Annotated in this window: 25 protein-coding genes and 1 tRNA gene; 2 read left to right on the top strand and 24 right to left on the bottom strand. The window is 38.8% G+C overall.

Features of this window, described 5'->3' with window-relative positions; all coding sequences use genetic code 11:
* Nucleotides 1–2 precede the first annotated feature (2 nt).
* The 5 genes from C5L21_RS09025 to C5L21_RS09045 form a co-directional block, all read right to left on the bottom strand.
* Nucleotides 3–869, bottom strand: a complete 867-nt coding sequence (locus C5L21_RS09025) for an ROK family protein (protein WP_004900140.1) — start codon at nucleotides 867–869, stop codon at nucleotides 3–5.
* A gap of 20 nt (nucleotides 870–889) precedes the next feature.
* Nucleotides 890–2,347, bottom strand: coding sequence for a sucrose phosphorylase (gtfA, locus tag C5L21_RS09030; RefSeq protein WP_085699893.1), 1,458 nt, complete (start codon nucleotides 2,345–2,347; stop codon nucleotides 890–892).
* A 231-nt stretch (nucleotides 2,348–2,578) separates the two neighbouring features.
* The gene (locus C5L21_RS09035; RefSeq protein WP_004907397.1) at nucleotides 2,579–2,962 is read right to left on the bottom strand and encodes a VOC family protein; all 384 of its coding nucleotides are present in this window, start codon (nucleotides 2,960–2,962) and stop codon (nucleotides 2,579–2,581) included.
* A gap of 65 nt (nucleotides 2,963–3,027) precedes the next feature.
* The gene (locus C5L21_RS09040) at nucleotides 3,028–3,759 is read right to left on the bottom strand and encodes a DUF6198 family protein (protein WP_004900146.1); all 732 of its coding nucleotides are present in this window, start codon (nucleotides 3,757–3,759) and stop codon (nucleotides 3,028–3,030) included.
* 4 nt (nucleotides 3,760–3,763) lie between these two features.
* A complete protein-coding gene (locus tag C5L21_RS09045; RefSeq protein WP_004900149.1) occupies nucleotides 3,764–4,780 on the bottom strand; it encodes a zinc-dependent alcohol dehydrogenase family protein in 1,017 nt (338 codons plus the stop codon).
* A 189-nt stretch (nucleotides 4,781–4,969) separates the two neighbouring features.
* Here C5L21_RS09045 and C5L21_RS09050 point away from each other — a divergent pair, with 189 nt between their 5' ends.
* On the top strand, nucleotides 4,970–5,938 hold the full coding sequence (locus C5L21_RS09050) for a LacI family DNA-binding transcriptional regulator (RefSeq protein ID WP_085699891.1): 969 nt from the start codon (nucleotides 4,970–4,972) through the stop codon (nucleotides 5,936–5,938).
* Between the two features lie 32 nt (nucleotides 5,939–5,970).
* On the opposite strand, the gene C5L21_RS09055 is transcribed toward C5L21_RS09050, so the two are convergent.
* The 8 genes from C5L21_RS09055 to C5L21_RS09090 all read right to left on the bottom strand — a co-directional run bounded on the left by C5L21_RS09055 (nucleotide 5,971) and on the right by C5L21_RS09090 (nucleotide 15,260).
* Nucleotides 5,971–6,891, bottom strand: a complete 921-nt coding sequence (locus tag C5L21_RS09055; protein ID WP_085699889.1) for an NAD(P)-dependent oxidoreductase — start codon at nucleotides 6,889–6,891, stop codon at nucleotides 5,971–5,973.
* A gap of 19 nt (nucleotides 6,892–6,910) precedes the next feature.
* Nucleotides 6,911–7,312: a cytidine deaminase gene (locus C5L21_RS09060; RefSeq protein WP_004905938.1), complete on the bottom strand. Its 402-nt coding sequence runs from the start codon at nucleotides 7,310–7,312 to the stop codon at nucleotides 6,911–6,913.
* Between the two features lie 51 nt (nucleotides 7,313–7,363).
* Nucleotides 7,364–9,181 carry an oligoendopeptidase F gene (gene pepF / locus C5L21_RS09065; RefSeq protein WP_004905940.1) on the bottom strand — a complete coding sequence of 606 codons (1,818 nt, stop codon included), beginning with the start codon at nucleotides 9,179–9,181 and terminating at the stop codon, nucleotides 7,364–7,366.
* 57 nt (nucleotides 9,182–9,238) lie between these two features.
* The gene (locus C5L21_RS09070; protein WP_085699887.1) at nucleotides 9,239–10,276 is read right to left on the bottom strand and encodes a competence protein CoiA; all 1,038 of its coding nucleotides are present in this window, start codon (nucleotides 10,274–10,276) and stop codon (nucleotides 9,239–9,241) included.
* A gap of 48 nt (nucleotides 10,277–10,324) precedes the next feature.
* Entirely contained in the window at nucleotides 10,325–11,764 is a 1,440-nt protein-coding gene (locus tag C5L21_RS09075; RefSeq protein WP_186727979.1) for an ABC transporter substrate-binding protein/permease, read from the bottom strand.
* Nucleotides 11,765–11,858: 94 nt separating this feature from the next.
* Nucleotides 11,859–12,611 carry an amino acid ABC transporter ATP-binding protein gene (locus tag C5L21_RS09080; RefSeq protein ID WP_004900167.1) on the bottom strand — a complete coding sequence of 251 codons (753 nt, stop codon included), beginning with the start codon at nucleotides 12,609–12,611 and terminating at the stop codon, nucleotides 11,859–11,861.
* Entirely contained in the window at nucleotides 12,608–14,056 is a 1,449-nt protein-coding gene (locus tag C5L21_RS09085) for an ABC transporter substrate-binding protein/permease (protein ID WP_004907404.1), read from the bottom strand. The genes C5L21_RS09080 and C5L21_RS09085 overlap by 4 nt, the downstream gene beginning before the upstream one ends.
* 142 nt (nucleotides 14,057–14,198) lie before the next feature.
* Nucleotides 14,199–15,260 carry a BMP family lipoprotein gene (locus C5L21_RS09090; RefSeq protein ID WP_004900172.1) on the bottom strand — a complete coding sequence of 354 codons (1,062 nt, stop codon included), beginning with the start codon at nucleotides 15,258–15,260 and terminating at the stop codon, nucleotides 14,199–14,201.
* 203 nt (nucleotides 15,261–15,463) lie between these two features.
* On the opposite strand from C5L21_RS09090, the gene C5L21_RS09095 reads away from it, so the two are divergent.
* Nucleotides 15,464–16,447 (top strand): sugar transferase, encoded by a 984-nt coding sequence (locus C5L21_RS09095; RefSeq protein WP_085699885.1) that lies wholly within the window; start codon nucleotides 15,464–15,466, stop codon nucleotides 16,445–16,447.
* A gap of 28 nt (nucleotides 16,448–16,475) precedes the next feature.
* Here C5L21_RS09095 and C5L21_RS09100 read toward each other — a convergent pair.
* The 11 genes from C5L21_RS09100 to C5L21_RS09150 all read right to left on the bottom strand — a co-directional run bounded on the left by C5L21_RS09100 (nucleotide 16,476) and on the right by C5L21_RS09150 (nucleotide 26,258).
* Nucleotides 16,476–16,546: transfer RNA gene (locus C5L21_RS09100), tRNA-Cys, on the bottom strand.
* Nucleotides 16,547–16,626: 80 nt separating this feature from the next.
* On the bottom strand, nucleotides 16,627–17,022 hold the full coding sequence (locus tag C5L21_RS09105) for an immunity protein Imm33 domain-containing protein (RefSeq protein ID WP_040189881.1): 396 nt from the start codon (nucleotides 17,020–17,022) through the stop codon (nucleotides 16,627–16,629).
* A 49-nt stretch (nucleotides 17,023–17,071) separates the two neighbouring features.
* Complete coding sequence (locus C5L21_RS09110; RefSeq protein WP_004900181.1) at nucleotides 17,072–17,374, bottom strand: hypothetical protein; 303 nt, start codon at nucleotides 17,372–17,374, stop codon at nucleotides 17,072–17,074.
* Entirely contained in the window at nucleotides 17,358–18,140 is a 783-nt protein-coding gene (locus tag C5L21_RS09115; protein WP_085699884.1) for a YibE/F family protein, read from the bottom strand. Before C5L21_RS09115 ends, C5L21_RS09110 begins: the two co-directional genes overlap by 17 nt.
* Nucleotides 18,137–19,216 carry a YibE/F family protein gene (locus C5L21_RS09120; protein WP_133286271.1) on the bottom strand — a complete coding sequence of 360 codons (1,080 nt, stop codon included), beginning with the start codon at nucleotides 19,214–19,216 and terminating at the stop codon, nucleotides 18,137–18,139. Before C5L21_RS09120 ends, C5L21_RS09115 begins: the two co-directional genes overlap by 4 nt.
* Before the next feature lie 5 nt (nucleotides 19,217–19,221).
* The gene (dnaI, locus tag C5L21_RS09125; protein WP_085699880.1) at nucleotides 19,222–20,148 is read right to left on the bottom strand and encodes a primosomal protein DnaI; all 927 of its coding nucleotides are present in this window, start codon (nucleotides 20,146–20,148) and stop codon (nucleotides 19,222–19,224) included.
* A gap of 1 nt (nucleotide 20,149) precedes the next feature.
* Nucleotides 20,150–21,487, bottom strand: a complete 1,338-nt coding sequence (locus C5L21_RS09130) for a DnaD domain protein (RefSeq protein WP_085699878.1) — start codon at nucleotides 21,485–21,487, stop codon at nucleotides 20,150–20,152.
* Nucleotides 21,474–22,094, bottom strand: coding sequence for a dephospho-CoA kinase (coaE, locus tag C5L21_RS09135; RefSeq protein WP_085699876.1), 621 nt, complete (start codon nucleotides 22,092–22,094; stop codon nucleotides 21,474–21,476). The genes C5L21_RS09130 and coaE overlap by 14 nt, the downstream gene beginning before the upstream one ends.
* A complete protein-coding gene (locus tag C5L21_RS09140; RefSeq protein WP_040176600.1) occupies nucleotides 22,094–22,825 on the bottom strand; it encodes a DUF975 family protein in 732 nt (243 codons plus the stop codon). Before C5L21_RS09140 ends, coaE begins: the two co-directional genes overlap by 1 nt.
* Before the next feature lie 8 nt (nucleotides 22,826–22,833).
* Entirely contained in the window at nucleotides 22,834–23,676 is an 843-nt protein-coding gene (mutM, locus tag C5L21_RS09145; protein ID WP_085699874.1) for a bifunctional DNA-formamidopyrimidine glycosylase/DNA-(apurinic or apyrimidinic site) lyase, read from the bottom strand.
* A 176-nt stretch (nucleotides 23,677–23,852) separates the two neighbouring features.
* On the bottom strand, nucleotides 23,853–26,258 hold the full coding sequence (locus C5L21_RS09150) for an endonuclease MutS2 (RefSeq protein ID WP_085699872.1): 2,406 nt from the start codon (nucleotides 26,256–26,258) through the stop codon (nucleotides 23,853–23,855).
* Between the last annotated feature and the right edge of the window lie 58 nt (nucleotides 26,259–26,316).

Genomic DNA, 26,316 nt, shown 5'->3' on the forward strand with positions numbered 1-26,316 from the left:
TTTTACAACAATGTTTTAGCCAAATAGAAGCAACCAAGAATACCAGCGTTATCGCCGTTAGCTACTGGCACAATGTAATCTTCTAAATCAGGTACATCTAAATAATCACTCATTTGTTCAGCAAAACTCGCACGAATCAATGGGAATAAGGTTTCGCGATGTGGCACACCACCACCAAAAACAATCTTTTCTGGTCGCAAAATCATGGTATAGTCTAGCGCTGCTTGTGCTAGATAAAAGGCTTCAATTTCCCATGCCTTATCTCCGTCAGGAATTTCTTTAGCACTCTTATGCCAACGCGCTTCAATGGCTGGACCAGCTGCCAAGCCTTCCAAACAATTATCCCCGTGGAATGGACAATGACCTTCATAGTGATCTTCAGGATGCTTTTGCAAGAAAATATGTCCAGCTTCTGGGTGCCCATAACCACTCACCAATTTGCCACCTGACACAATACCAGCACCAACGCCCGTACCTACTGTCAAGTAAACCATATTTTGAGCATCTTTGGCAGCACCAGTCTCAAATTCAGCCCAACCAGCACCATTTACATCTGTTGTCCAGAAATAAGGAATATCACGCCAAGCCTTCATACGACCTAAGAAATCATAGCCTGACCAACCATGTTTTGGCGTGTCCAAAACATAACCATATGTTTTAGATTCAGGAACAATGTCAATTGGTCCAAAAGCAGCGATACCAATAGCATCAATATTGTCAAATTGGTCAAAAAACGCAATAACTTGATCTAATGTTTTCTCCCCATCTAATGTTGGGAATGCTGTCCGTTCAACAATATTATAATTTTCATCTGCTACGGCGACCACAAACTTTGTGCCACCTGCTTCAATTGCGCCTAATAATCCCATGATTCTTTTCTTCTCTTTTCTTATTTGTTTTGTAAGACTGTCTTGCCATTTGCTGTGATGACAAAGGTGCGTGTCTTGGCATTAGCTAGCAAAATAGCTATATTATCTCCGGAATGATCCGTTCGTGTAATTTTAATATCATGTTCTGATGGTGTCTCGACAGTGATTGTCCCATCCAGAGCAAATGCTGAAAACTGATTACGCCATGATAATAGTGCCAATAAGTCAGCAACAACTGGCCGCTTAACAGCTGATTTTATTTCTTCACGAGTATAGTAATGACGATTAATATTATGACCTTCTTTTGAAGATTCCAACAAATCAATATCATTCTCACCTGCAAGTAACCCAACATAATAAATTTGTGGAATACCAGGTGCAAAAACTTGGAAAACACGACTCAACAAATATGCGGCATCATCATTGCCTAAAGCTGAATAGTAAGTTGAATTAATCTGATAAATATCTAAGTTATTATACGCAGCTGATGAGTAGGTCTTTTTGACATTGGCACCAACTTTGTATAATTCCTCAGAAGCATAATCAATTTCTTCGTCCGTCAAAATATCACGTGCGTCAACAACCCCAATGCCATCATGCGTATCTAACGTCGTGAATTGTTTCATCGGAGACTGTTTGAGCCAGTTGGCTAGTCGATTTGTTTTGCCTGAGTAAAGCGTATAAAGTACTGTCATTGGCAAAGCAAAATCATAAGTGAAATAACCATGGGCGTTGATCTTTTGAGGAATTGTATAATGTTCATGAATTTCTGGTAAAATTTCAGCATGCATAGGTGCCAAAATGTCACGCACTTCGTTTAAAACAGTCCATATTTCTGGTTCGACAAAGAAATCATTTGTCCCAACTTTCTTAACAGCATAGGCGAAAGCATCTAAACGAATCAAATTGGCACCATGTTTGACCATGTCTTCTAGCGTTGCTTTAATGAAGGCTTTAGCAATTTGAGAATTAACATCAATATCAATTTGTTCTTCACCAAATGTATTCCAAAGATGCTCTGTCGTGCCATCAGCAAAAGTGATTTCTTGAATTGGCGCCTTGTCTTTGCGCTTATAAATAAGGTCGACGTCTGCTTGAGTTGGTCGATCTGGCCCAGCCTGTTGCCAAAACTTTTCCCAGCGAATGAAGAAATCACGGTACTTTGATTGATCGTGATTTGCTTTAAAATCTTGATACATCTCCGATTCACGAGAAATATGGTTGATCATAAAATCAAACATCAAATAGTATTCTTGCCCAAGTGCCTCAACATCATCCCAATCACCAAATGTTGCATCAACACGCGTGTAATCAGAAGGGGCGAAGCCACGATCACCTGTAGAAGGGAAAAATGGTAACAAATGTACCCCGCCAATCGCATCGCCAATGTCTTCCTTCAAAACTTGGTGGACTTCCTTGATATTACTGCCCAAAGAATCAGCATACGTAATGAGCATTGCTTTGTTTTGAATTTCCATGTCTTTACCTTTGTCATATTCAGTTTTTGTTAAGCGCTTACATAACTAGTTTAATCGATTATATTGATACATGTCAAGCGCTTGTCAGCACTTATTATTGAAAAGAACAAAACAATCATATGTCATTTTTTCTGAAAACAAATTGAAAACACGATGATATCAACTATCTTTTAACATTTCTAAGCAATAAAAAACGCACACTTTTATTCAAAGCGTGCGTTTTTTTATTTATTATTTTACAATTTCACAAAATTCAACGATAACAGCGTCTGGTCCTTCAATATTAAAGAACTTAATACCTTTTTCCCAGAAAGCTAAATGTTGTACTTCTGAATCGATTAGCTTGAAACCTTCAGCCTTTGCAGCAACAAATGCTGCGTCAGCATCAGTTGTATCCATAGAAATATGGTTAATTGCACCAGGCTTACCAGCAACCTCGTCCTGCTGCCAAGTTTCAATCACGAGGTTGTCACGCTTCATGAAAATAACATTACCAACTGGAAAATCACCTGTTTTAGTGAAACCTAGCTTTGTCCAAAAGGCTTCAGCAGCTGCTAAATCTTTTGTGGGAATACCAATGTGTTGTACGCCTGAATAATAATCTGAAAATGACATGTTATGCTCCTATAATTTAGAATGCAAAGGCTGGAACGATATGTTGTCCCACGTCTTCATGATAATTAAATTCCTTGATGTTTAAGATTTGGGAAAATCGCTTTATCTCCCCAACCCGTAATCCCACCTTGAAATAGAAATGCGAACACTGTACCGACACCATAATTGGTAAAATCAGGCAAGATAATAATAGCAATAATACCAATAATTGTTGGCGGAATATATGACGCCCACATCGCCTTAGCGGCAGAACCTTTGAAATACTTAAATCTCAAAATCTGCATCAAATCATCTGCGGGATGTAGGACAAGGTTTGTACGTTGATAAATTGAAATAGCAATTGCAATCATTGCAACACCAATGAAATTCAATACAGTATAACCTATGGTTGTCATGACACTATGTGACTCGGGTAGCACCTGTGAGAACATACCTGCAAAGAAACTAATCAACACTGAGAAAGGTACCATGAAGGCAATATTGCCAACAAACTTTTTCCAATCAAAATAGCCTTGTAAGAATACATTCAATATTGCAATTAAGACACCTACAATGAAAAATACCCAACCAAGCATCAAATTTGATCCTTGAAACACTGCTTTATTAAAACCTGATTCAGCGGCTGTCCAATAAGCAGAGCCCAGAAAAGCTGGGTGGATTTTTTGACTTGTAACGACTGTTAAGACATTACCAGCCGCGTTGATTACCAAAGAAAGCACAAAATATGATAATGAGGCGCCAATCGTCAGCGTGCGACCATTCTTAGATGTCGTCTGTGCTACGTTTTTAGCGTTCATGAAATTATGCCTCTTCTCCACCAACTTTAACAACAGCCTTTGAAACTACACCAAGCTTACCATTAACAAAGTCATCAACTGTGTTATAGTCCAATTCGTGAGACATCAATGCTTCTACGTTCAACTTGCCTGATGACAACAAAGCCAATGAATCTTCAAATGCATTAGGGTTAATAAATGAACCTTGGATTGTCAATTGCTTTTGGAAGACTTCGTATGTGTTCATTTCGAACTTAGCATCAGGACCGCCAACACCAAACATCAATACTTGTGCACCACGTGCTGAAGCTTCAATAGCAGCTTCTTGTGTTTGTGGCAAACCAACAGCTTCAATGATAACATCGTATTCGCCTTCAGGAATCTTGTCACCCTTCATCGTGTTGAAGGTATTTTTAACACCAAACTTTTCTTTGTTCATTGCCAACTTTTCGTCAACGATACCAGCCAGGTCAACTTGGTGAATACCATAGGCTTGCAAAATTTGTACAAAGAGTTCACCCATGAAGCCATCACCAATAACCAAAGCTTTTTGGTATGGTGTTACTTTCAATAACTTAATACCATGGACAGCACATGAAATTGGTTCAACAACAGCTGCTGATTTCAATGATACGTTATCAGGAATTTGATAAACGACTGAAGCAGGTGCTGTAAAGTACTCTTCAAAGCCACCATCGCGTGTCACACCAACGGCTGACAAGTTTTCGCACAATTCTGGACGACCTGTACGGCAGAACTTGCATTGTCCGCAATAAATATTAGGATCAACAGTCACACGGTCCCCTACTTTAACATTGGTTACAGCTGAACCAACTTCGGCAACAACACCTGAGTTTTCGTGTCCCAAAACGATTGGAGGTACGGCTGGAGCTGAACCTGGCAAACCAGCATACAAAGCGTGGTCTGTACCACAAATACCCGCAAACGCAGTATGAATTTTCACCTCGTTTGGTTTTACTTCTGGTTGTGCAATATCTTGCAATTCCAGTGACTTAATGCCTGTTAATACTAATGCATCCATGATTAATGCTCCTCTTTTCTTGTGATTCCTTTAACTTACAAGGACAATGTTAAACCTTAAATTTTTTGTTGTCAAGCGTTGTTCAAAAAATATATTGCAGTAATCATCGTGAGCGTTTACAAAACCGTGTATAATGGACTAGTATAAATATAATTTTTGAGATTAGTTTCTCCACCAATGGAGGTGTTTATGGTTGCAAAGCTAAGTGACGTCGCTGAATTAGCAGGTGTCTCAGTAACAACGGTATCACGTGTGATTAATAGTTATGGTTCATTAAGTCAAAAAACAATTGATAAAGTCCACACTGCTATGCGTGAATTACATTATCAACCTAATGCAATGGCAAGGTCTTTACAGGGAAAATCTTCCCAATTTATCGGTCTTATTTTTCCTAACATACAAAACCCTTTTTTCACAGCACTTGCAAGTGAGATAGAACAACTTTTGTTTGAAAAAGGATACAAGGTTATTATTGCAACAAGTGCAAATAATATAGAAAAAGAACAACAATATTTGCAAATGCTTGCTGCTAATCAGGTTGAGGGTATTATTACATCATCACATAATCTTGGCATTGAAAGTTACAGCAATAGTTTGCTGCCTATCGTCGCTTATGATCGTCATCTGTCTGATAATGTGCCAATTGTTAGCGAAGACAATTACCAAGGTGGTTTTCTTCTTGGTAACTACCTTGTCTCACAAGGCGCCAAAAATCTTTTAGTATTGAACGATAACGATCAATCAATCTCGCCTACGTCAAAACGTTATAACGGTTTTGTTGATGCTGTCGGCTCAAAAAGTAAGATTAGTGCTCTGGATTTTGATTCCAACAAAATATCCGAACCAAATATTATTCAAGACATCGTAAAGGATATCCAAACGCAGAATATCGATGGAGTTTTTGCTTATAATGATATAATGGCTATTCAACTGCAAAACGCACTGCGAACTGCAAACATTCGAGTTCCTGAGGATGTCATTGTCGTTGGTTATGATGGCTCACCAATTGTGCAATTACTTCATCCTGACTTACCAACGATTATTCAACCAATTCACGAAGCAGCGCAACGCTTAATTGAAGTGTTATTTGCTGAAATCAATCAACAATCAACTGTTAAAAACGATTTACTACCAGTCACACTACATGAGCCAAAATAAAAAACCACAACCAAATCTGGTATGTGGTTTTTTTATGCGTTCACCTGATTCAATGGTGCTTCGTTATTTAATACACGCACAACTTCTTTTGCTGCAGCTAATCCGACAGCATCAAAAGCTTCTCGAGACTTAGCAGCAACATGCGGCGTGATAAATGTATTAGAAAGACCTAGTAAGGCATTGTTGTCAGAAATTGGTTCGTTAGTGACAACATCTAAACCAGCTCCAGCAATTTCTCCGGACTTTAGTGCATTAAACAACGCGTTTTCGTCCACGATGGCACCACGTGCTATATTCACTAATACCGCAGTATTTTTCATTTTTTTAAACACTTCAGCGTCAATCATATTCTGGGTATCAGACGTTGCCGGCAAGGCTAACACAATAAAATCAGATTGCGAATAGATTTCTTCTAAAGTTGCCATACGTCCATTTTTAACTGATTTACTATGTCGCGCATAAGCTAGTACCTCAACGTTAAAACCAGTTAAGAGTTCATCTACTTTTTGACCAATCGCACCAAAACCAATGATACCAATTTTCTTATGTGACACTTCTTGTCCTTTGGCTGGGGCATCTGTCTCATCCGTGATGCTTTGTCTCTCTTGATAAAATAAACGTCCGCTCATGAGCATGTGCATTAAGGCTGTCTCTGCAACAGCTGTTGCATTAGCACCAGGTGTATTTGTCACAATGACATGTTGCTGACTGGCGTCCTCTAAATTAACGTTATCATAACCGACACCATACCGCGCAACGATTTTCAAATCCGGAAGCTGAGATAATATGTGCTTATCCACTGGATGCATCATCAAAATCATCCCATTCAAATCCTGATTCACTAAGAAATCGTCATCATTTTTTTGTTGATTTGATATTACCTCAATATGATTGGACTTGAGGTAATCAATGGCAACCTGAGCAATACCATCAAATACTAATACTTTTTTCATTGTTTACTCCTTCGTTTGCTTAATCTAATCCATTAAATGAACCAGGCATTAATGAAGCAATATTCGTTTTTATTTCTTTACCTGAATCATTAATTAACCAAATCGGCATATCTGGGTCAAAAAACTCAACCATCACTTGCCGACATGCCCCACATGGTGCGATTGGTGCTTTTGTACGTCCCGCAATCACTAACCCTTCAAACTGTCGGTAGCCGGCAGCCATCGCACTAAAAATGGCCGTTCTCTCAGCACAATTAGTCAAACCAAAAGAAACATTCTCAATATTAATACCTTTAAAAACACGCCCATCAGCGACTTGTAGTGCAGCACCAACTGGAAAGTTCGAATATGGTGTATATGTCTCATCAAGAGCCATTAAAGCGGTGTTGATTAATTTTTCAGGTGCTGAATTTGGCGACATAATAACTCTTCTCCTCGTTAATAGTTTACCACAGCAGAACGAGTGCTTGTCTTAGTTTGCAAGTAACTTTTCTAACTGGTTCAGTCGCGTTTCAAAGACATGGAAAGCTTGGTTCAGATAATCTGACTGGCTCATATCAACACCAGCTTTTCCAATAACATTTAGCGGATAATCAGAGGCGCCAGCACGTAAATAATTTTTGTAGTCATTAGCACCATCGTGATTGATAATACGGTCAGCTAGTGTTGTAGCAGCTGCTTCACCTGTTGCATATTGATAAACATAGTAATTGTAATAAAAATGCGGAATTCGTGCCCACTCATACGCAATAGCCTCATCAGGAAACAAATCTGGGCCATAATACTTTTGATTTAATTCACCATAATAACTACTCATTTTATCAGCCGTTAGAGCCTCGCCCTCAGCAGCTTGTTGATGAATCCAATCTTCAAATTCTGCAAATTGCGTTTGTCTAAAGACCGTCCCTTTGAAACCGTCTAGATATTGGTTCAAGACATAAGCTTGCACCTTAGGATCATGATTAGTTTTCAGTAAATAATCTGTTAATAGACTTTCATTCGTTGTAGAAGCAATTTCTGCCAAAAAAATGGGGTAGTCACCGTAATGATAAGGTTGTGTATGTCTTGTTAAATAAGAATGAACAGAATGTCCCAACTCATGAGCTAAAGTATAAACATTATTTAAATTATCTTGCCAATTCAATAGAATAAAAGGATTGGTATCGTACGCGCCGCTAGAGTATGCTCCTGTCCGTTTACCCTTGTTTTCAACAACATCTATCCAACGTTCATCAAAGGCACGCTGGACAATACGCACATAATCCTCGCCCAATGGCGCTAATGCTTTAATCACAATGTCTTGCGCCTTATCATAGGAAACATCAAATGTAACATCATCAACTAAGGGCACGTATAAGTCATAGCTATGGACGTCTTCAACACCCAACACTTGACGACGTAACGAGACAAATCGATGTAGTAATGGCAAATGATCATTAACTGATTTTCTTAGGGTCTCAAAAACCGTTGTAGGTAAGCCATGTGGTAAAATAGCGGCCTCGCGCGCTGAATCATAATGTCGTGCTTTCGCCAAGAAATTATGGCCTTTCACATGCGATGACAGTGTTGAAGCAAAAGTATTTTGAAAACTAATATAGCTGTCATAGAGTGTATCAAATGCTTCCTGACGTAGGTCGCGTGATTGCGATTCTAATAATAGACTGTACAAACCATTAGTCAAAGGCACCAGTTCACCTGTTTCAGTATGCACATCTCCGAAAGACAGATCTGAATTATCAAGCACACCAAATGTATTTTCAGACGCATTAAAAATATCACTAGCACCAGCTAGTAGCGCTTCTTGTTCAACAGGTAGTGTGTGTGGCTTTTGTAAACGAATCGTATCAAATAAATGACTAAATGGTTCTAACCCAGGTGTTGCTAGATACTCAGCTAATACCGTATCAGGAATGCGCAATACTTCAGGCTGAAAATAGGCCGTCGCTTCACTAACTTCAGCCCAAAGCGCCTGTACTCGAGCGTTAAATGCTGCATACTGCTGATTAGTTGTGTCTTGATCATATATTTGGTGGGCGTAGACGTAAACTTTCTCTAATAAACGTTCCAACGATAAATCTGCCACTAATGCCGCTTGTAACATGTCAGCCGAATCACCGACGTGCCCAACGAAACGCGTCATATTTTGAGCTGATTCATGAACTTTTTGAAAAGTCTTTTCCCAGGCCTCATCTGATGAAAAAATAGTTGTTAAATCCCATGTTAACGCTGTTGGCACTTCATGACGCTTTATCTGTGGCATATTATTACTGATCAACACTTGCTGCTTCATTAAGAAGACAAAACAGCGGGTGTTGCGTTCCTTTCTAAGATATAATATCTTATTTTATCACTTTTTTCTCACTTTATCTAACTTACCTGCAAGCGATATAAACCAGGGCAGCTCACTCAAAACACATAAATAATCTCCCTGTAAAAATATGTAGCCTTGTTGTTGCAAACTATCTAGCAATTTTTTTACTTGGCGCCATCTAAACCTGTCACTTCCTGCTACATAAGTAAATAATTTGTCTGCAATGCACCGTAAACGCACTTTATGACCAATCCCTACTTTTTCAATTAAACAAACTGCTAATAAACGCCATTGCCAGTTTGCAATTATCAGACCAAAAGTCTCACCATAATGTATCCACAACGGTGCTAGAATAATCAGCCTATTTTGATTATAAAAATAACTAATCATTTGCTGATTGACTCTTTTTTGTAACAGCAGATTTTGCAATTTATAGATTTGTTTTTTGATATCTAACGGCCTTTGTCTTGACAGCTTAGAAATAACAGTGAAAGGCATTGTATCACAAATTTCGGTATAGTGGACACGCTCAAAGTCCTTTTTGATAAAATGGCCGCGATGAATATAATGCCCTTGCGTTGGTAAATAAAAAACAACTTGATCATGAGCAGTCATGAATTTTAAAATCGTTTTTTGTGATAAATGCCGTTCAAAATAAGTCTCCCCTAGTATCCATATCACATCAATATTTTGACGCCGATAGCCTTCATTACGTTCAGCCAGTCTCTTTTGAGATATAGGACTACACTGATATTCAATTGCAAGCTGTTTATCCCCTATAGTTAACAAAATATCTGGCCTCTGCTGGATAGCTACGAGCTTAGCTTCAATTTGAACAACACCGTGAGTAGCCAGTTGCTCAGCTAATTGTAGTTTACCAGATAGATGCGCAGCTGTTTCATTCTCAGAGAATGTCTGACATTTTGCACCAACAATATGCGCAAAATGCTGCTGTTTGATGTCACCAACACGTAATATAACTGGTTCATGACAGCCCGGACAATTAAATTGACTATTTTTTTTAGCATCACGTGCCAAAACATATTGTTCTTTTCGATTAATTGCAACAAACATAAAAGCCTCCAAACCATAATACGGTTTGAAGGCTTTTATAACACATAATTATTTAATTTTTTTCTCAACCCAGTTGCTTAACCATGTTAATAGTGTGATAACAATCAGATATATCACCGCTACAATTGCCCAGACACGGAAGCCTTGAGAGTTACGCGCAACAATTAATGTTCCTGTTTGCGTTAATTCAAGCAAACCAATGGCTGACAAAATTGAGGTGTCTTTCAACGTAATAATAAACTGATTAATAAAGCTTGGCACCATAATACGTAGCCCTTGTGGCATGATTACTTTGCGCATAGCGCTATTATAATTCAAGCCAAGTGATCTTGCCGCTTCCATTTGACCACGTTCGACAGCTTCAAAGCCACCACGAACAAACGCACCGGTGTAAGCACCTTCATTTAATATCAAGGTAATAATACCAGCCGTAAAAGCCGGAATCTTGACCCCAGTGACACCAGGTAAACCAATATAAATAAAGAACGCTAATACCATTAAAGGTAAGCCACGGAAAATATAAATAATCGTTGTCGATACACCACGTACCCACTTCAACTCACTGACACCCATGACACCTAATAAGGTTCCCCAAATTGAAGCTAATACAATCGCAATCACAGTGAGTTGCACTGTTTGCCACAAGCCCTTTAAGAAGGCTGCTTTATTGGCTGTTAAAATCCCCAATACTGTGCTATTATCTTTCTTACTGCCAGAAAATGTTGCTTGACTAGCACCTAGATACTTAGCTGTAATTTTATTATACGTACCATCAGCTTTAATTGCTGCAAAACCTTTATTAAAGGCAGCTAGTAGGGCTTTGTTTTTTCCCTTTTGAACCGCAAAACCGTACCAACCCGCATTACTGGGGTTATCAGCGTTCATGATTTTGAGTTTCATGCCATTTTTAATTGCGTATTGAATTACTGGCATATCTTCAAATGTTGCAGCCGAGTTCCCCACAGCAACATCATTGTACATCGTATCTGTATCATTGAAATACTTGACATTAAAACCGTATTTACTCTGTAAAGATTTACCGTATTCAGACGCTGCCGTCCCCGTTTTCAACGCAACAGTTTTCCCTTTTAAATCAGCTAACTGTTTAATGGTGCTATTTTTTTTAACAATCCAGGCAACACCAGTTTTATAATAAGGCGTTGCAAAATCGTAAACTTCTTTACGTTCTGGGGTAATTGACATCCCCGCAATAATACCATCAGCCTGGCCATTAGAGACTAGCTGAGCGGCAGAATTAAAGCTCATCGGTTTCATTGTATAGGTGAAACCTTCACGTTTAGCAATTGCTTGCATCATGTCCTGTTCAATACCGACATAATTATTATTTTTATCTTGAAATGTAAATGGTGCATAAGTTGCATCAGTTGTAATGGTGTAGTGTGGTTCAGATGCTTGACTCGTTGAAACGAAAGTAAAGAAAGCAGCGAACGTTGCTAGACCAAGTAAACATTTTTTTAACATAGTCATGAACTCTCCCTTATCCCACAAAAAAGTCGACCTAGTGGTCGGCTTTTTTAATTATTTTGATCATATATTAAGCCAAGAGCAGTATTGTCAATGCTTAAGCGTGCATAACCTTACTCAAAAACTCTTGTAATCGTGCATTTTTAGGCGCATTGAATACTTGTTCAGGTGCACCAGATTCTTGTATTTTACCGGATTCAAAGAATACAACACGATCAGCAACTTGCTTAGCAAATCCCATTTCGTGAGTAACAATGATCATGGTCATACCTGAGTCAGCTAGATTTTTCATAACTTCAAGCACATCGCCAACCATTTCTGGATCTAAAGCCGAAGTTGGCTCATCAAACAACATAATATCAGGTGACATTGCTAAGGCTCGCGCAATAGCAATACGTTGTTTTTGACCACCAGACAGTGAATTAACTGAAACATCTGCTTTATCTGCCAAACCAACAGTATCAAGTAATTCACGTGCCTTCTTCTCAGCCGCAACTTTATCTAACTTGCCCAATTCAACTGGGGCCAGCATAATATTCTCAAGTACGGTGTAGTTATTAAATAGATTGAAATTCTGAAACACCATGCCGATATTTTCACGGACTTTGTTAATATCTGTCTTTTTATCAGAAATATCAAAACCATCAACAACAATTGTGCCATCATCTTGTGTTTCGAGTTGGTTAAGCATACGTAAGAAAGTAGACTTACCAGAACCAGAAGGGCCAATCATTACGACAACCTCATTTTCAGCAATATCTAATGAAATATCGCGTAAAACATGATTATCGCCATATGATTTATTAACTTTGTCGACGTGTACTTTTACTTTTTTTTGTGCTTCACTCATGCACGTGTCCTCTTTTCTACCCAATTACTCAACCATGTGAGTAAAGTAATCACAATCAAGTATATCACAGCTACGATAGCCCATACACGAAAACCTTGAGAATTACGTGAAACAATCAGTGAACCTGTCTGTGTTAATTCTAAAATACCAATCGCCGATAGGATTGATGTATCTTTTAACGTAATGATAAATTGATTAATAAAACTTGGTATCATAATTTTGAGACCTTGTGGCATAATAACACGTCGCATAGATTTACTGTACGGTAAACCAAGTGACCGTGCCGCTTCCATTTGACCACGATCGACAGCTTCAAAGCCACCACGGACAAATGCGGCGGTATAAGCACCCTCATTTAAAATAAGCGTTAATAATCCTGCGGTAAAGGCGGGAATTTTAGTTCCTATCACACCAGGCAAACCAATATAAATAAAGAATGCCAATACCATCAGTGGCAACCCACGGAAAAGATAAATAATTGTTGTCGATATTGCCCTAATCCATGGTAATTGGCTAACACCCATAACACCAAGTAAAATACCCCAAATTGAAGCCAATACAATGGCAAATACGGTCAAAATAACAGTTTGCCATAATCCTTGCAAAAAGGCGTTACGGTTGGCATTTAAAATACCCATGACCGTACTGTTATCTTTTTTACTACCGGTAAAAGTCGCGGCACTGGCGCCTAAATATTTGGCGACAATCTTGTCATAAGTACCATCTTTTTTAATTTCGGCAAAACCGTGATTAAATGAAGCTAATAACTTGGCATTTTGTCCCTTTTTGACAGCAAAACCATACCAACCAGCTTGTATTGGTGCTTTTGGATTCATAACCTTTAATTTGGTACCATTTTTAACAGCATATTGAATCACTGGTAAATCACCAAAAGTTGCTTGTGCATTATCATTAATGACATCATTATACAGCGTGTCTGAATCATTAAAATAAGTCACCTTAAAACCATACTCTTTTTGTATAGATAAAGCATAGTCAGCACCAGAGGTACCAGTTTTAAGCGCAACAGTCTTACCCTTCAAGTCTTTTAAGGCTTTAATATTTGAGCCCTTTTTAACGGCCCAACCAATACCTGACCGATAATAAGGTGTCCCAAAATCATAAACCGCTTTGCGTTCATCTGTAATAGACATCCCCGCAATAACGCCATCAGCCTGATCTGAAGATACTGATTGTGTGGCGGCATTAAAACTCATAGGTTTTAATGTGTAGGTGAATCCTTCACGCTTAGCGATTGTCTTGAGAATTTCTTGATCGATACCTGTATACTGATTATTTTTGTCTTGAAAATCAAAAGGTGGATAAGTCGCATCAGTTGTAATCACATAGTTTGGCTTTTCTGAAGCGTTAGTATAAGCCGTTCCACTAATCAAAGATACGAATGCAATCAAAGATAAAATTAAAAATTGACTTGTTTTTTTCATAGTAACTTCATTCTAACAGCATCATCTTCTTAATTTTTGATGAATGTTAGCTTTTATGACATGTTAAAATTTCGTTATATTTTTTATTTTGAAGGCGCAATAAAGCGCCTCAAGCAAATTGAGGCGCTTGTCATGTCATCATTTATGGATGCACAGGCACCTTGATATCACCTGAGATAATCTTCTTCTGCGCTGATTCGATAGCTGACCATACTTCTGAAGAAGCGGAATCCTTAGCTACACCAACACCGTTTTCCTTCAAACCATAAGTAATGGTCTGCCCACCAGGGAACTTGCCATCCTTTGCCTTATTAGAAAGTGACTTAACAGCATTATCAACACGCTTAACGGCTGATACAAGAGTAAAGTTAGACTGCTTATTGTCTTTATCCTTATAATCACCATCGCGCTTTTGATCCATGTCAACACCGATGACCCAAACCTTTTTATCAGAATCGTCTGATAACTTTTGGTTCGTTGCCTTGGCTTCAGCAAAAACACCAGAGCCTGTGCCACCAGCTGCTTGGAAGATAACGTCAGCACCACCAGCAACCATTGAAGCAGCAATAGTCTTACCCTTAGCAGCATCGGTAAATGAATCAGCATACTGAGTTACGACTTTAATATCTGGGTTTGTTGCCTTGACACCAGCTTTAAATCCAGCTTCAAATGTATCGATAATATCACCATGAATACCACCAATAAAACCAACTGTCTTTGATTTTGTTTGTTTTGCTGCCGCAACACCAGCCAAGTATGATGATTGCTCTGATTTAAAGGCTAAAGATGCCACGTTCTTATCAGGCACAACAGCATCAACAATTGCAAAGTTTGTTTTTGGGTTCGCCTTAGCTACTGTATTCATAGCTGGAGCTGTCGCAAAACCAACACCATACACAAGCTTATAACCACCCTTAACGGCTGTTTGAAGATTTGTCTTAATATCTGACGCATCTGTACTTTGGAAGTAATTATAACCCTTCGTGCCTTGCGACAACTTATTATCTTTACCATAGGCTTTCAAACCTTCCCAAGCTGATTGGTTGAATGATCGGTCATCGATACCACCACCATCAGTAACTAAAGCAACCGTATAATTATTTTTACCGGCTGATTTTGAATTTCCTTGCGTTGCAGCATAAATACCACCACCAATGACTGCCACTGCAATAACACCAATTCCAATTTGCGCTGAACGTTGCATAATAAGTTATAACGTGTAAGCCCATTTTGCTTACACATCTCCTCTCAAATTTATAACTCTATTATGCGACATATCATGGTTAAAACCATGATAATTTCATTAAAATATCATTTAAAAAGCGAACATTATTATTTTTTTATTTATTTAGTTCGTTTTTAGAAACTTTTTGCAAACTATGGTTCGGATTTTGGTAAAATAAGCTTATGTCTAATTTCATTACCCATACAATTGAACCTTGGATGCCTCCAGGTGCACTCAAAGCCAAAGCCGATTACGCGCATATTGCTGATCAATCTGGGTGGACCGTGTTACCCTTAGCTCGCTATAATGATGCACGTTACGATGATGCAACACGTACGCAGTTTATTAATTCATGGTTACAGCAAGTCAACACAAACGATATTGTCCTACACCAGTTTCCTTCATATATGAGTGAAAAATTTGAAGTACAGTTCGCCAAAACATTAAAAGCACGCCAAGTTAAACGTGCCATTCTCATTCACGATATTGAACCATTGCGACTGATGAAACATCCAATCTGGGAATTTGATTTATTAAATCTTTATGATATCGTTATTGTTCATTCTCAGGCCATGAAAGTGCAACTTCAGTCATTGGGTGTCACAAGTCAATTCATAATACAACCTTTATTTGATTATTTGGGACTATCATACCCCTTTGTATCCTTTAGTCATGAGATTAACTTTGCTGGTACTTTTCAAAAATCACCTTGGTTGCAACAAGCACAAAACGTACATATCAATTTATTTGGTGCTAAACCAAAAAAATGGCGCGACACAACCTTTCCCGCTAATGTGACCTACAAAGGCAACCTTGATCCTGAGCAGTTAATCATGGCTTTTCGTGATGGATTCGGTCTCATTTGGGATAATGATTTTGAGGATAAAACGTACAAAACGTATACTAAATATAACGCACCTCACAAAGCAAGCCTTTATATTCGCGCCGGCTTACCGCTCATTGCTTGGCGCGAAAGTGCCATTGGCCAAATAATTGCCGAGCAGGAAGTTGGTTTTGTGATTGACAAGTTGAATCAGTTACCAGCGCAGCTATCTGAGACTACAGCTGCCCAATTCAATCTATGGCAACAAAATATGCAACCATTAGCACAGCAACTTGCTTCTGGTTATTTCACAAAAGCGACTTTAGCACAATTAACACAATAAAAAAGCGCTGCTAATGCAGCGCTTTTTAAGGTAATAACCGGAGTCGAACCGGCGATGACGGTTTTGCAGACCGTTGCCTTACCACTTGGCTATATTACCATGATTAAGGCTTGTCATTTTTTAAACCACAACAACGTTTATAATTATAGGGTAAAATCACCTAAATTACAAACACTTTGTTAATTATTGTCATTTGCCATCACTTCACCTTGCTTAATTACTATATGTGGTGTAATTGTGCCATCAGATAACCAAATCGGTGTTTGCGATTTTGGCTCCCACCAGCCTTTAATCTGATTGCGATTCACAAATACTAAATCAGTACCGTAAGGTAAATCTAAAATATATTGCAGGCTTGGTTCAATAGCTAAGGCAGTTGCCACAACAACTGGCATAAAGTTATTTGGTTCTTGGTTCCATTGCTCATTATCATTATCAGCAAATAGCAGCCAGCCCGTATCTTGTGACTGCGTTGGGGCTAACTCTCTATAAATCCAGCGTAAACTGCCACTACCATTCAATAGATGTTTGGAAACCAGCACAACCGCTTCTGGTTGATAAAAAACAGATTGCATAACATTTTCCTCTTAAAAATACTTGTATCGGTATTTTGGCTAAACATGGTCAGCCTAACTTATTTTCTAATAAAATTTGTGTCATGGCTTCCGCCATCTCAGGTGTACGTTGCCACTCTTCCCAACCGTCATACTCCAATGGCAGTAGTTGATAGTTAGCATTAATGTAATTTTCTAATTGTTCTACATAAGAAGATCTTGGAATATTAATTTTTAAAATGCGTACTGACTTGATGTAGCCGTGCTCAGCTGCATATTCAGCACGCCCATTGTGTGGTATATTGCCAAGTTCATAATATATTGAACCATCTAAACGCGTTATTTCTTCAATGAGATTAAATGTCTCTTTCATGCCTTATCCCCACTTTTTGCTGTCTCACATTATCACGTACCACTAACCAACTCGCAACCCAAATACTCAACAGAATGCCTAGCATCCCCAGTAACATTGTCACAACTTCAGTTGCCAACAGCTTAGCATTAATAAACATAGCAATCGGATATTTTAAGCGTACAAACCAAATAATTAACGGTAAATTACTGCCCAATACACCAAAAAACAGTGTATTAATTGCTGTCCCTAGAATTTGTCCACCAATGATTTTTGCATGGCCATATAGACTGCTACTGGTCATTTCTGGTGTCCGCTCCAACACTTCATTTAAATCGGCTACAATAGCCATCGCTGCTTCAGCAACTGCACCAAGAACAGATAACAACATCACGGCAATCGCCACATCACCAAAATGAATACCAACAGTTAGCGACAGTCCTTCTAGTTCTTCAGAATTTTCGGTTGTAAAGCCCTGAAATTGGCCAAAATATTGCATAATAACGGCAATTATCATTAAAATAGCAACAACAATAACACTTGTTTTAAAGGCATTGTTTGTGACCTCACTATTTTCAGCACCTAAATAAATGGCGACAGCCAAAATGATTAGACTCATGATACCTGTAATAATATAAACATTAAATTGCCAATTAATTAAAACAATCAGAACAAAAATAGCTGCAAAATTCAGCAGCAGACCAATGAACACTTTTAGTCCTTGCATATGACCAACTAACAGCATCAATACAAATAAAATAATAATTAATACACCGATTGTATTCATTGCCTACCTGCCTTTCTTGTCAGTGCGAGACCAACAATAACACTGGTTACAGGTACCGCCAAAACAATTCCGATGGCTGAAATGACAGTTTGCAAAATACCAAGATTCATCACTTGATCCATGATGTAGGCCCAGTTATTGCCATTACGTAACATCAAAAAGACCATTGGCAAGGTCTCAGCTATAAATATCATAAATAACACATTCATTAATGTACCCATAATTTCGCGGCCAACAGACACACCGGCATGCCAATAATCACCAAACTCACGTATGCTATTTTCACGTCGCATCCCAAATTGCATCGCCACAATATCAGAAGCCTCATCCATAACAGCGCCCAAAACACCAATGACCGTTTGTGCCATGAATAAAGTGGCCGGTACTTGTGTAACATATGACATGGTCTCAAAATGGACACCAACATTGTGAGTTACATCCAAAACAATAATTAATAAAATAATTGTCAAGAACGTAGTGATTAAGGTGGCTGCTAAAGTTAATGCCATCTGTAGTGTTCGACCCAGAACCAGAATCAAACTGACTGCCGCGAAAAGTATACTCAAAATACTAAAAATCAATAAAACATTCGTATCTTTGTTATGAATATCTACCAACAAAGCGACGCCAAATAAAGCAATATTAATCAACATACTCAATAATAGCCAACTCGTCGCACGCCACTTACTATACATTAATAACAGCGCCAAAAAGAATGTCATTAATGCACCGACCCAAGCATCACGTTTCAGCGATAAAATATGTGTATTGGCAGCAACCTTTTCTAATAATAATTGGTCTCCAACACGATATTTTTGTGTCATCACTTGTGATTTTGCATAGTCATTGTGAATGACAATAATCCTTTTTTCCCGATTCAATAACTTGACAGTTAATCTTTGTGTTATCATGACGTCAGCATTGCCATGTTCATCGGTGGTTTTTTGTGTCACCGATGCCTGTACTTGTGTCACTTGGCCAACTGGATTCTGATATAAAAAAGCATCGTGTCGTAAAAAAAGCCAGACAAAGAGCACGACAACCAATAACAAGCCATATTTTATTGTGTGCCTCATATTTTTCAATTATCTAACCGTCTATTCTTACCGGATACAGTGATTTGTCGCGTCAGAAATTTCACGCGTTGCATCAATCTCGCAGCCTTACCTTTGTCACGGTCATCTCGTGTTTCAGCCAAATAAGACGTTAATTCCGTCATATCAAAATTTGAAGTTATAAATGTCGTCAACTCGTTTTGCATGCGATATTCTAAAATAACCCCTAGAATATCGTCACGTATCCACATACTTAAATTTTCAGCACCTAAATCATCTAATATTAATACGGGTATGCTTTTTGCTTGTGCCATCATGCGTGATTTCAAGTCATTAGATCGCCCAATAGCATCTTTCAAATCAGCAGCAAATGACGGGAAATGCAACATCATTACGCCAATATTATTGGCCGCTAAAGCATTGGCTAGCGCCCCCATCAAATATGTTTTACCGACACCAAAATCACCATACAAGTACAACCCTTGTGTATACTGGTCTGGTTTAGCGATTAGTTGTGTTAACGTCTCTACAATTTCTGTCACTGCCTCTGCACGACCAGATTCTACGGCGATGGTCTGTAGATCAGCATTTTTAATCGCCTTAGGCATTTTATAAGTAATGAGCTTATCAGCCTGCATCAACTGTTGCTGCTTTTTTTCATCGGCAACGTAACGAACATGTGGGTAGCCTTTTTCAATCTCTAGTTGTGGATAATAACCAGGATATAAAGACTTTTCCCCAGATTGAATACGTTTTTTTTGTTGAATAAATTCATGTAAGTCCATCATTTTGAGTTGAAAAGCATCTGCTTTCAGTTCTTTTTGATGTGCAGACCAAAATTGACGTATATCTGAGTCCTCAGCAATACTTTGTACAATTTCGGCTAGTTTAGTTTCTTCAATTTTAGGATATTTTTGTTGAAATTGTTTGAGAATGTCTGATAAATTTTGCATATTAGTTTCTCGTCTTTATATTCTTTAGTTTAGCTAACGCAGCGGCAGCTGCATCGGTGCCCATGTTTGCTGACGATTCCGGTGCTACTGTTTTTGCCTGTTGTTGTAAAAATTTAGGCGCTGTTTTTTCAACTTTTTTAGAGCGACTAAAACGTTTTTCCTGTCTGGATAAATTAGCTTGTTGATGTTGCTGAATTTGAACTAATGCTTTTTCAGGAGAATCAACACGATTTTGCGTCCATGAATCAGCAATTGTTGTGACCAAAGCGCCTTTTAGACTATCATTCTGCAGACCAATCAACACATAATGGACCAAAATATTGATAACTGCCATTGGCAGAACACTTTGTGCCACTAAATAATCCACCAAATCACGTTCATTTTTTAACACTAAGCCATTTTTTAGCGTCGTTTTAACATAGGCTAAAAAGTCTTGGGCGCTCGTTGTATTTGCAATTTCAATCAAAGCCTTAGCTTCTGAATTTTTAATCTCTGGCATCCTATTTTTTTCGTCAGTTACTTGATTAGTAGCCGGTACCATCACAGATTGTGGTCGCGCTACTTGCGCTCGTAATAAGCGTTGTACATCTTTTTCACTTATTTCATGTTTATCAAGACTGACACTCTGACTGATGATATTTGCTAATGTCACTTCATCCACACCATAGTTTAAATGCATGGCAACTAGAAAATTATGGTGTTTCTCGATTTCATCTTTCGTTGTACCATGTACCATCTCTGCCATATCATTGAAACTAAAGTCAGTTGCTTCTGCAGTAACCTTTGCCTCTTGATACGCTAATGGTGTGGTTGGTACACTCTCATCACTTTGATTCTGAAAAACTTGTAAGAACCGCGCAGAAATATCCTTGCCTAATAGTTCCTTTTGCCCCTGAACATCGTAACGCATTTGTAGTGTTAAATAGCGTTCTTCACCAACAAATTTATATAAAAGGCCAGCGAGTAAGGGCTCTTTGAAAAAGCGATCTGCCATTAATGGCATCATCAACCGATAGCCGTAAACTTCACCTACAGCATCGTGTTCATAAAAAGTTTTAATGAGTCCTGCAGCCTCAAGACGGCGACGAAATTTAACAAAATTAGGTAAACTAATATTCAAACTATCTATCAAAAAATTATGATCTTGTCGATGTAACTGATTGGCTGTATAAGGTAACTCATTGACTAACAAATGATACAAGGCATAACTTGTCGAGCCAATAAAAGGCAAATATAAAGTAAACACACGTTCTAGGTCGTCTGGTGTAATAAGATGATCACTTCGAATGAAAACACCTGAAGTGGCGTGAAATTCAATTGTCTCACTACTTTGTGTCATATTCTGGTGCAATGTCCTTTAATTTTTCTATGAGATTGTCTACTTGTGCTTTCAGCTGTGATTTATCCCCGTTATTATTAATCACGTAGTCAGCACGAGCTACTTTCTCTGCAATTGGCATCTGTGTACGCATACGGTTTTTGGCTTGTCGCTCATCTAAACTGTCACGAGATTTTAAGCGCGCTAATTGTACCTCAGGGTCAGCGCTGACAACAATGATTTTATCCACATGATAATTTTTATCATATTCTCGTTCGAACAAGAGCGGGATGTCAAGGATTAAAACAGGTACGTGTTGTGTGCGCCAAAAGTTTATTTTATCTGCCATCACTGAACGAATCGCTGGTTGCATAATTGCATTCAATCGTTGTAATTCACTTTGATTATCAAAAACAATATTCCCTAATTGACTACGGTTTAACACACCGTTTTCAATGACACCGGGACCAAAAGCGAGTTTAATGGCTTCTAGTGTATGCGTGCCAGGCTCAACAACTTCACGTGCCACGACGTCGGCGTCAACAATTGGCATCCCTGCATCTCGTAGCATGGTACTGACTGTCGATTTTCCAGTAGCAATGCTACCCGTTAAACCAATAATAACCATTAGGCCGCCTGCCTTTCTGCTAATTTGAGCGTCAAAAGATGACGCGAATAAGCAACACGTGTGGCATTAAGATAGGGAATGACATAAATGTAAGCTAGTCCTGCTGTTACAAAACCTAAAATATGCCAACCAATAAAGCTCAATTCCAACAAAAATAACTCCCATTTACGACCAGCCATTAGTCGACGACTAATCGTGATGTAATCAGTTAACTGACGTTGACGTGTCCCATGTTCAATATCTATTTTATAAATGAAATAAGTCTGTGAATAAGCAAAATACTTAACCACTCCTGGTACAATCAATAATAATGTCCACAAAAACATCAAGACACTTTGGACAATAGCTAACAACAATGTGTGCCAAATATTACCATGCGTAAAAGCTTGAAAAGCGGTTTTTAGGGTTGGTTTTGTTTTGGGTTGCTCATACCAGTCAATTAGTGTCCAACACACACTCCACGTCAATACAAGCTGCACTGCTTGACTCAAAATATCTTGAATCGTCTCATACATTTGGCTAATACGATCATCACTAGAAACACTAACATCACTTATCGTTGCGAATTGTCGGAATACAATATACAGAGATAAGAGTGTACTAACTGTTGTCAAAATCGTTAAAACAATTGGTACGATGTTGATTTTAATAGCTGTGCCTAAACGACCATGATATAACGCACGTGCTTCACGCTTAACATTACGAATGCTAATTGGTTCTATTGAATTCATTCTTTCTCCTAAATAACTGAATTTGGTTTAAGCTGGCAAAACGGACAAAATGTCGTACCACGTTGTCCAACCTTAATCTTTGACATGGAAGTGCCACAACGTAAGCACGGTTGCCCCACACGTCCATAGGCTTGTAATTCATTTTGGAACTGACCGACTTCGCCAAAAACATTGCTAAAACTATGCACGGTTGTTCCATGATGCTTAATGGCTCGTGCCATTTCGTCAATAATATTTTGTCTTAAAACGGCTAACACTGTTCGTGACAAACTATTGGTTGGCGTTTCAGGATGAATTTTACTCTGCCAAAGCACTTCGTCAGCATAGATATTACCAATGCCAGCAATTTGATTTTGATCCAATAAGAAGCTTTTGACTGGCTTCTTTGATTTGGCAAACGCAGTCACCATATAATCTAAGGATAAATCATCAGCAGTGGGTTCTGGACCCAGTTTTGCCAACGAGGGCACGTCAATTTTTTCATGTCCTGTTGTCGCTAAAACCATTCGTCCAAAACGACGTGTATCGTTATAGAAAACGGCACGATTATCCGATAGTTCAAAAATAATTTCCGTGTGTTTATGTGGTGTTGCTTCACGCGGTTCAACAGAGTACTGCCCTTCCATGCGCAAATGAGAAACAATGGTATGGCCATTGGACAAACGTAATAATAAATACTTTCCTCGGCGATCAATTGCTGTAAAAGAGGCATTCATAACGCCAGTAATAAAAGCATTTGAATCACCGCTAATGACTTTTGGATACGGTAATTTCACCTGAACGATATGTCCACCAATAATTAATTTTTTTAGACCACGGCGAACCGTTTCAACTTCTGGTAACTCTGGCATACTGAACAAATTCCCTTTCTAGCCAAACACAATGATGCGTTGACAGTGTGACGGCATGTCGTTAATACTCATTTTACCACAATAAAAGCTGTAGCAATTTTTACAGTATATAGCCTGATAAAAAAAGAAGCTATGCAACTAATGCAATGACTTCTTTTTAAACAAACAACAAAACTTTATGATAATTCAGCAATTGTTGCCCCATCCCCACCTGCGTTAGCGTTAGCAAAGTGGTAGGCCTTAACACGACGATCAGATCTTAAAAACTCGGTGACACCTTGTCTTAAGGCACCTGTCCCTTTACCATGGATAATCTCCACAGTACCAAGATTAGCAAGCACTGCAGTATCTAAATAGCGATCCAATTCTGCCAACGCTGCTTCATATCGGACGCCACGTAAATCCAAACGAGACTTCGCTGTCGCACGTGCTGAACCAGAAGCCGTCTTGGTTTTAACAATTTTCTGTTGTTTTTGTTTGGCTTTAGATTGTTGGGCTTTGGCAGTTGCTTCTGTTTTAACAATGTCATCTTCGTCAACAAGCATTTTTAAAATACCCATCTCAACTTCCCATTGTCCGTTACTGTGCTGTTTAATTAACGTTCCCTGCTGGCCATAGGATTGCACAGTAATCTCATCACCAGCTACTAGCTGTTTAGCTCGCTTGGCTTTTTGAAGTATCTTATTCTTTTCCAGACTACTATTTTGGCGCAAGCCATCCAGCTGACGTTTTTTAGCCTGTAAGTCTTGCTCACTAAGCTCACCCGCACTTTGACCTGCATTTAGTCGTGCTTTACGAATTTCTGAGATCATTTGTTCAGCTTGTTTTTTAGTTGCTGCAACAATATGATTCGCCTCATTTTTGGCATCTAATACAATCTTGGCGCGCTCTTTTTCCAACTGCCGTTGCTGTTCTGATAATGCTTCTGATTGTTTTTCCGTTGCTTTTAATTGTTCAGAAAGTGCTACATCATGTTGCTTAACCGCGTCACGTTGCGCAACCAAATCAGCAATCATTTGATTAAGATCTTGATCGGCATCGCTAGTCAAAGCTGTTGCTGCACCAATCACATCGTCGCCAAAACCTAAGCGCTTAGCAATTGCCAAAGCATTCGATTGACCTGGTACCCCCATCAAAAATTGATAGGTCGGCTTTAACGTACTGACATCAAAAACCATTGATGCATTAAGCGTTTCCGGTCGGTTATAACCATATAGCTTCAATTCCGGATAATGTGTGGTTGCAATCACAAAGGCACCCAAGCTAGCAACTTTATCTAAAATAGCAATTGCCAGTGCAGCCCCTTCAGCAGGATCCGTACCGGCGCCTAATTCATCAAAAATAACAAGCGTTTTATCGTCAATACGATCAATCATCGAGACGATATTAGCCATATGTGAACTAAAGGTTGATAAGCTTTGCTCAATTGATTGTTCATCACCAATATCTGCAAAAATTTCATGAAACACACCAACAGTTGATGGGCGTTTTGTCGTAATAAACAAACCAGATTGCGCCATCAACTGTAATATGCCTAGCGTCTTGATAGTTATTGTTTTACCACCTGTATTGGGACCCGTGATAATAATAGCCTTATAACCATCGCCAAGTGCAATATCATTGGCAACAGCCAAATCTTTGTCTAGTAGCGGATGCCAAGCTTGTTGCAAGTCAACTTTATTTTCTGTATTAACCATCGGCTGCATAGCATCCAACCGAGCTGCTAGTCGTGCCTTGGCATTTACAAAATCAAAATGCCCCAGAATCATCACATTATTGGCGATTTCTTCTGTGTGTGGCGCTAAGGTCGCTGATAGTTCTTGTAGCACACGTTGTTCTTCGGCTTGCTCTTGGACACGTAGTTCACTTAATTTGTTGTTAAGCGTCACAACTGCTTGTGGCTCAACATACAACGTTTGTCCCGTCTGACTCTGATCATGGACCACACCGCCAAATTGACTACGATACTCAGCCTTAACAGGCAAGACATAGCGATCAGAGCGTATGGTCACAATTGGATCACTTAAATATTGTGCCGTCTTGCCTCGCGTGTATGCTTGCATTCGATTTTTAACTGCCTGCTCTGTTCCGTTGATACGGTCACGCACATGCTTCAATTCGTAGGATGCCTCATCATTAAGGCGGCCTGAGGAATCAATGGCAATCTGAATTTGACGTGTGATATCAGGCAATGTCACTAAATTCTTGGCTTGTTCAGGTAGCACACGTAATGATTCGCCTATCGCCTCGTCCTGCATTTGCTCAAAAAAACTGGCAATCGTAGTTGTGTTACGTAACACGAGACTCATTTCAGATAGTTCAGTGGCACTCAAACTTGCTTCAATATTCAATCGCTTTAAGTGTGGGGTAATGTCACTCAATTTAGATAGTGGTATACCACCCTTTAAGCGATCAATCAAAACAGCATCGGCTGTTTCTGCTAACCAGTGATTAATCAGATCAACATCACTGACAGGCTGTAGTTCATTAGCTTCTTGCAAACCTGTTGGCGTTGATAAAAAATCATTGAGTTGTAATTTAATTTTATCGTATTCTAATGTTTGTAAAACTTTATTATTCATATTTGTTTAGTATCTATCTTATTTATAGGCTGTACGAAAGTTATCACAATAAGGTGCC

It is taken from the genome of Leuconostoc citreum, from assembly GCF_004354555.1.
Taxonomy (GTDB): domain Bacteria; phylum Bacillota; class Bacilli; order Lactobacillales; family Lactobacillaceae; genus Leuconostoc; species Leuconostoc citreum.

Coding starts and splice junctions, on each gene's coding strand:
- C5L21_RS09025 (WP_004900140.1), bottom strand. CDS start 869: ATGGGATTATTAGGCGCAATTGAAGCAGGTGGCACAAAGTTTGTGGTC.
- gtfA (WP_085699893.1), bottom strand. CDS start 2,347: ATGGAAATTCAAAACAAAGCAATGCTCATTACGTATGCTGATTCTTTG.
- C5L21_RS09035 (WP_004907397.1), bottom strand. CDS start 2,962: ATGTCATTTTCAGATTATTATTCAGGCGTACAACACATTGGTATTCCC.
- C5L21_RS09040 (WP_004900146.1), bottom strand. CDS start 3,759: ATGAACGCTAAAAACGTAGCACAGACGACATCTAAGAATGGTCGCACG.
- C5L21_RS09045 (WP_004900149.1), bottom strand. CDS start 4,780: ATGGATGCATTAGTATTAACAGGCATTAAGTCACTGGAATTGCAAGAT.
- C5L21_RS09050 (WP_085699891.1), top strand. CDS start 4,970: ATGGTTGCAAAGCTAAGTGACGTCGCTGAATTAGCAGGTGTCTCAGTA.
- C5L21_RS09055 (WP_085699889.1), bottom strand. CDS start 6,891: ATGAAAAAAGTATTAGTATTTGATGGTATTGCTCAGGTTGCCATTGAT.
- C5L21_RS09060 (WP_004905938.1), bottom strand. CDS start 7,312: ATGTCGCCAAATTCAGCACCTGAAAAATTAATCAACACCGCTTTAATG.
- pepF (WP_004905940.1), bottom strand. CDS start 9,181: ATGAAGCAGCAAGTGTTGATCAGTAATAATATGCCACAGATAAAGCGT.
- C5L21_RS09070 (WP_085699887.1), bottom strand. CDS start 10,276: ATGTTTGTTGCAATTAATCGAAAAGAACAATATGTTTTGGCACGTGAT.
- C5L21_RS09075 (WP_186727979.1), bottom strand. CDS start 11,764: ATGACTATGTTAAAAAAATGTTTACTTGGTCTAGCAACGTTCGCTGCT.
- C5L21_RS09080 (WP_004900167.1), bottom strand. CDS start 12,611: ATGAGTGAAGCACAAAAAAAAGTAAAAGTACACGTCGACAAAGTTAAT.
- C5L21_RS09085 (WP_004907404.1), bottom strand. CDS start 14,056: ATGAAAAAAACAAGTCAATTTTTAATTTTATCTTTGATTGCATTCGTA.
- C5L21_RS09090 (WP_004900172.1), bottom strand. CDS start 15,260: ATGCAACGTTCAGCGCAAATTGGAATTGGTGTTATTGCAGTGGCAGTC.
- C5L21_RS09095 (WP_085699885.1), top strand. CDS start 15,464: ATGTCTAATTTCATTACCCATACAATTGAACCTTGGATGCCTCCAGGT.
- C5L21_RS09105 (WP_040189881.1), bottom strand. CDS start 17,022: ATGCAATCTGTTTTTTATCAACCAGAAGCGGTTGTGCTGGTTTCCAAA.
- C5L21_RS09110 (WP_004900181.1), bottom strand. CDS start 17,374: ATGAAAGAGACATTTAATCTCATTGAAGAAATAACGCGTTTAGATGGT.
- C5L21_RS09115 (WP_085699884.1), bottom strand. CDS start 18,140: ATGAATACAATCGGTGTATTAATTATTATTTTATTTGTATTGATGCTG.
- C5L21_RS09120 (WP_133286271.1), bottom strand. CDS start 19,216: ATGAGGCACACAATAAAATATGGCTTGTTATTGGTTGTCGTGCTCTTT.
- dnaI (WP_085699880.1), bottom strand. CDS start 20,148: ATGCAAAATTTATCAGACATTCTCAAACAATTTCAACAAAAATATCCT.
- C5L21_RS09130 (WP_085699878.1), bottom strand. CDS start 21,487: ATGACACAAAGTAGTGAGACAATTGAATTTCACGCCACTTCAGGTGTT.
- coaE (WP_085699876.1), bottom strand. CDS start 22,094: ATGGTTATTATTGGTTTAACGGGTAGCATTGCTACTGGAAAATCGACA.
- C5L21_RS09140 (WP_040176600.1), bottom strand. CDS start 22,825: ATGAATTCAATAGAACCAATTAGCATTCGTAATGTTAAGCGTGAAGCA.
- mutM (WP_085699874.1), bottom strand. CDS start 23,676: ATGCCAGAGTTACCAGAAGTTGAAACGGTTCGCCGTGGTCTAAAAAAA.
- C5L21_RS09150 (WP_085699872.1), bottom strand. CDS start 26,258: ATGAATAATAAAGTTTTACAAACATTAGAATACGATAAAATTAAATTA.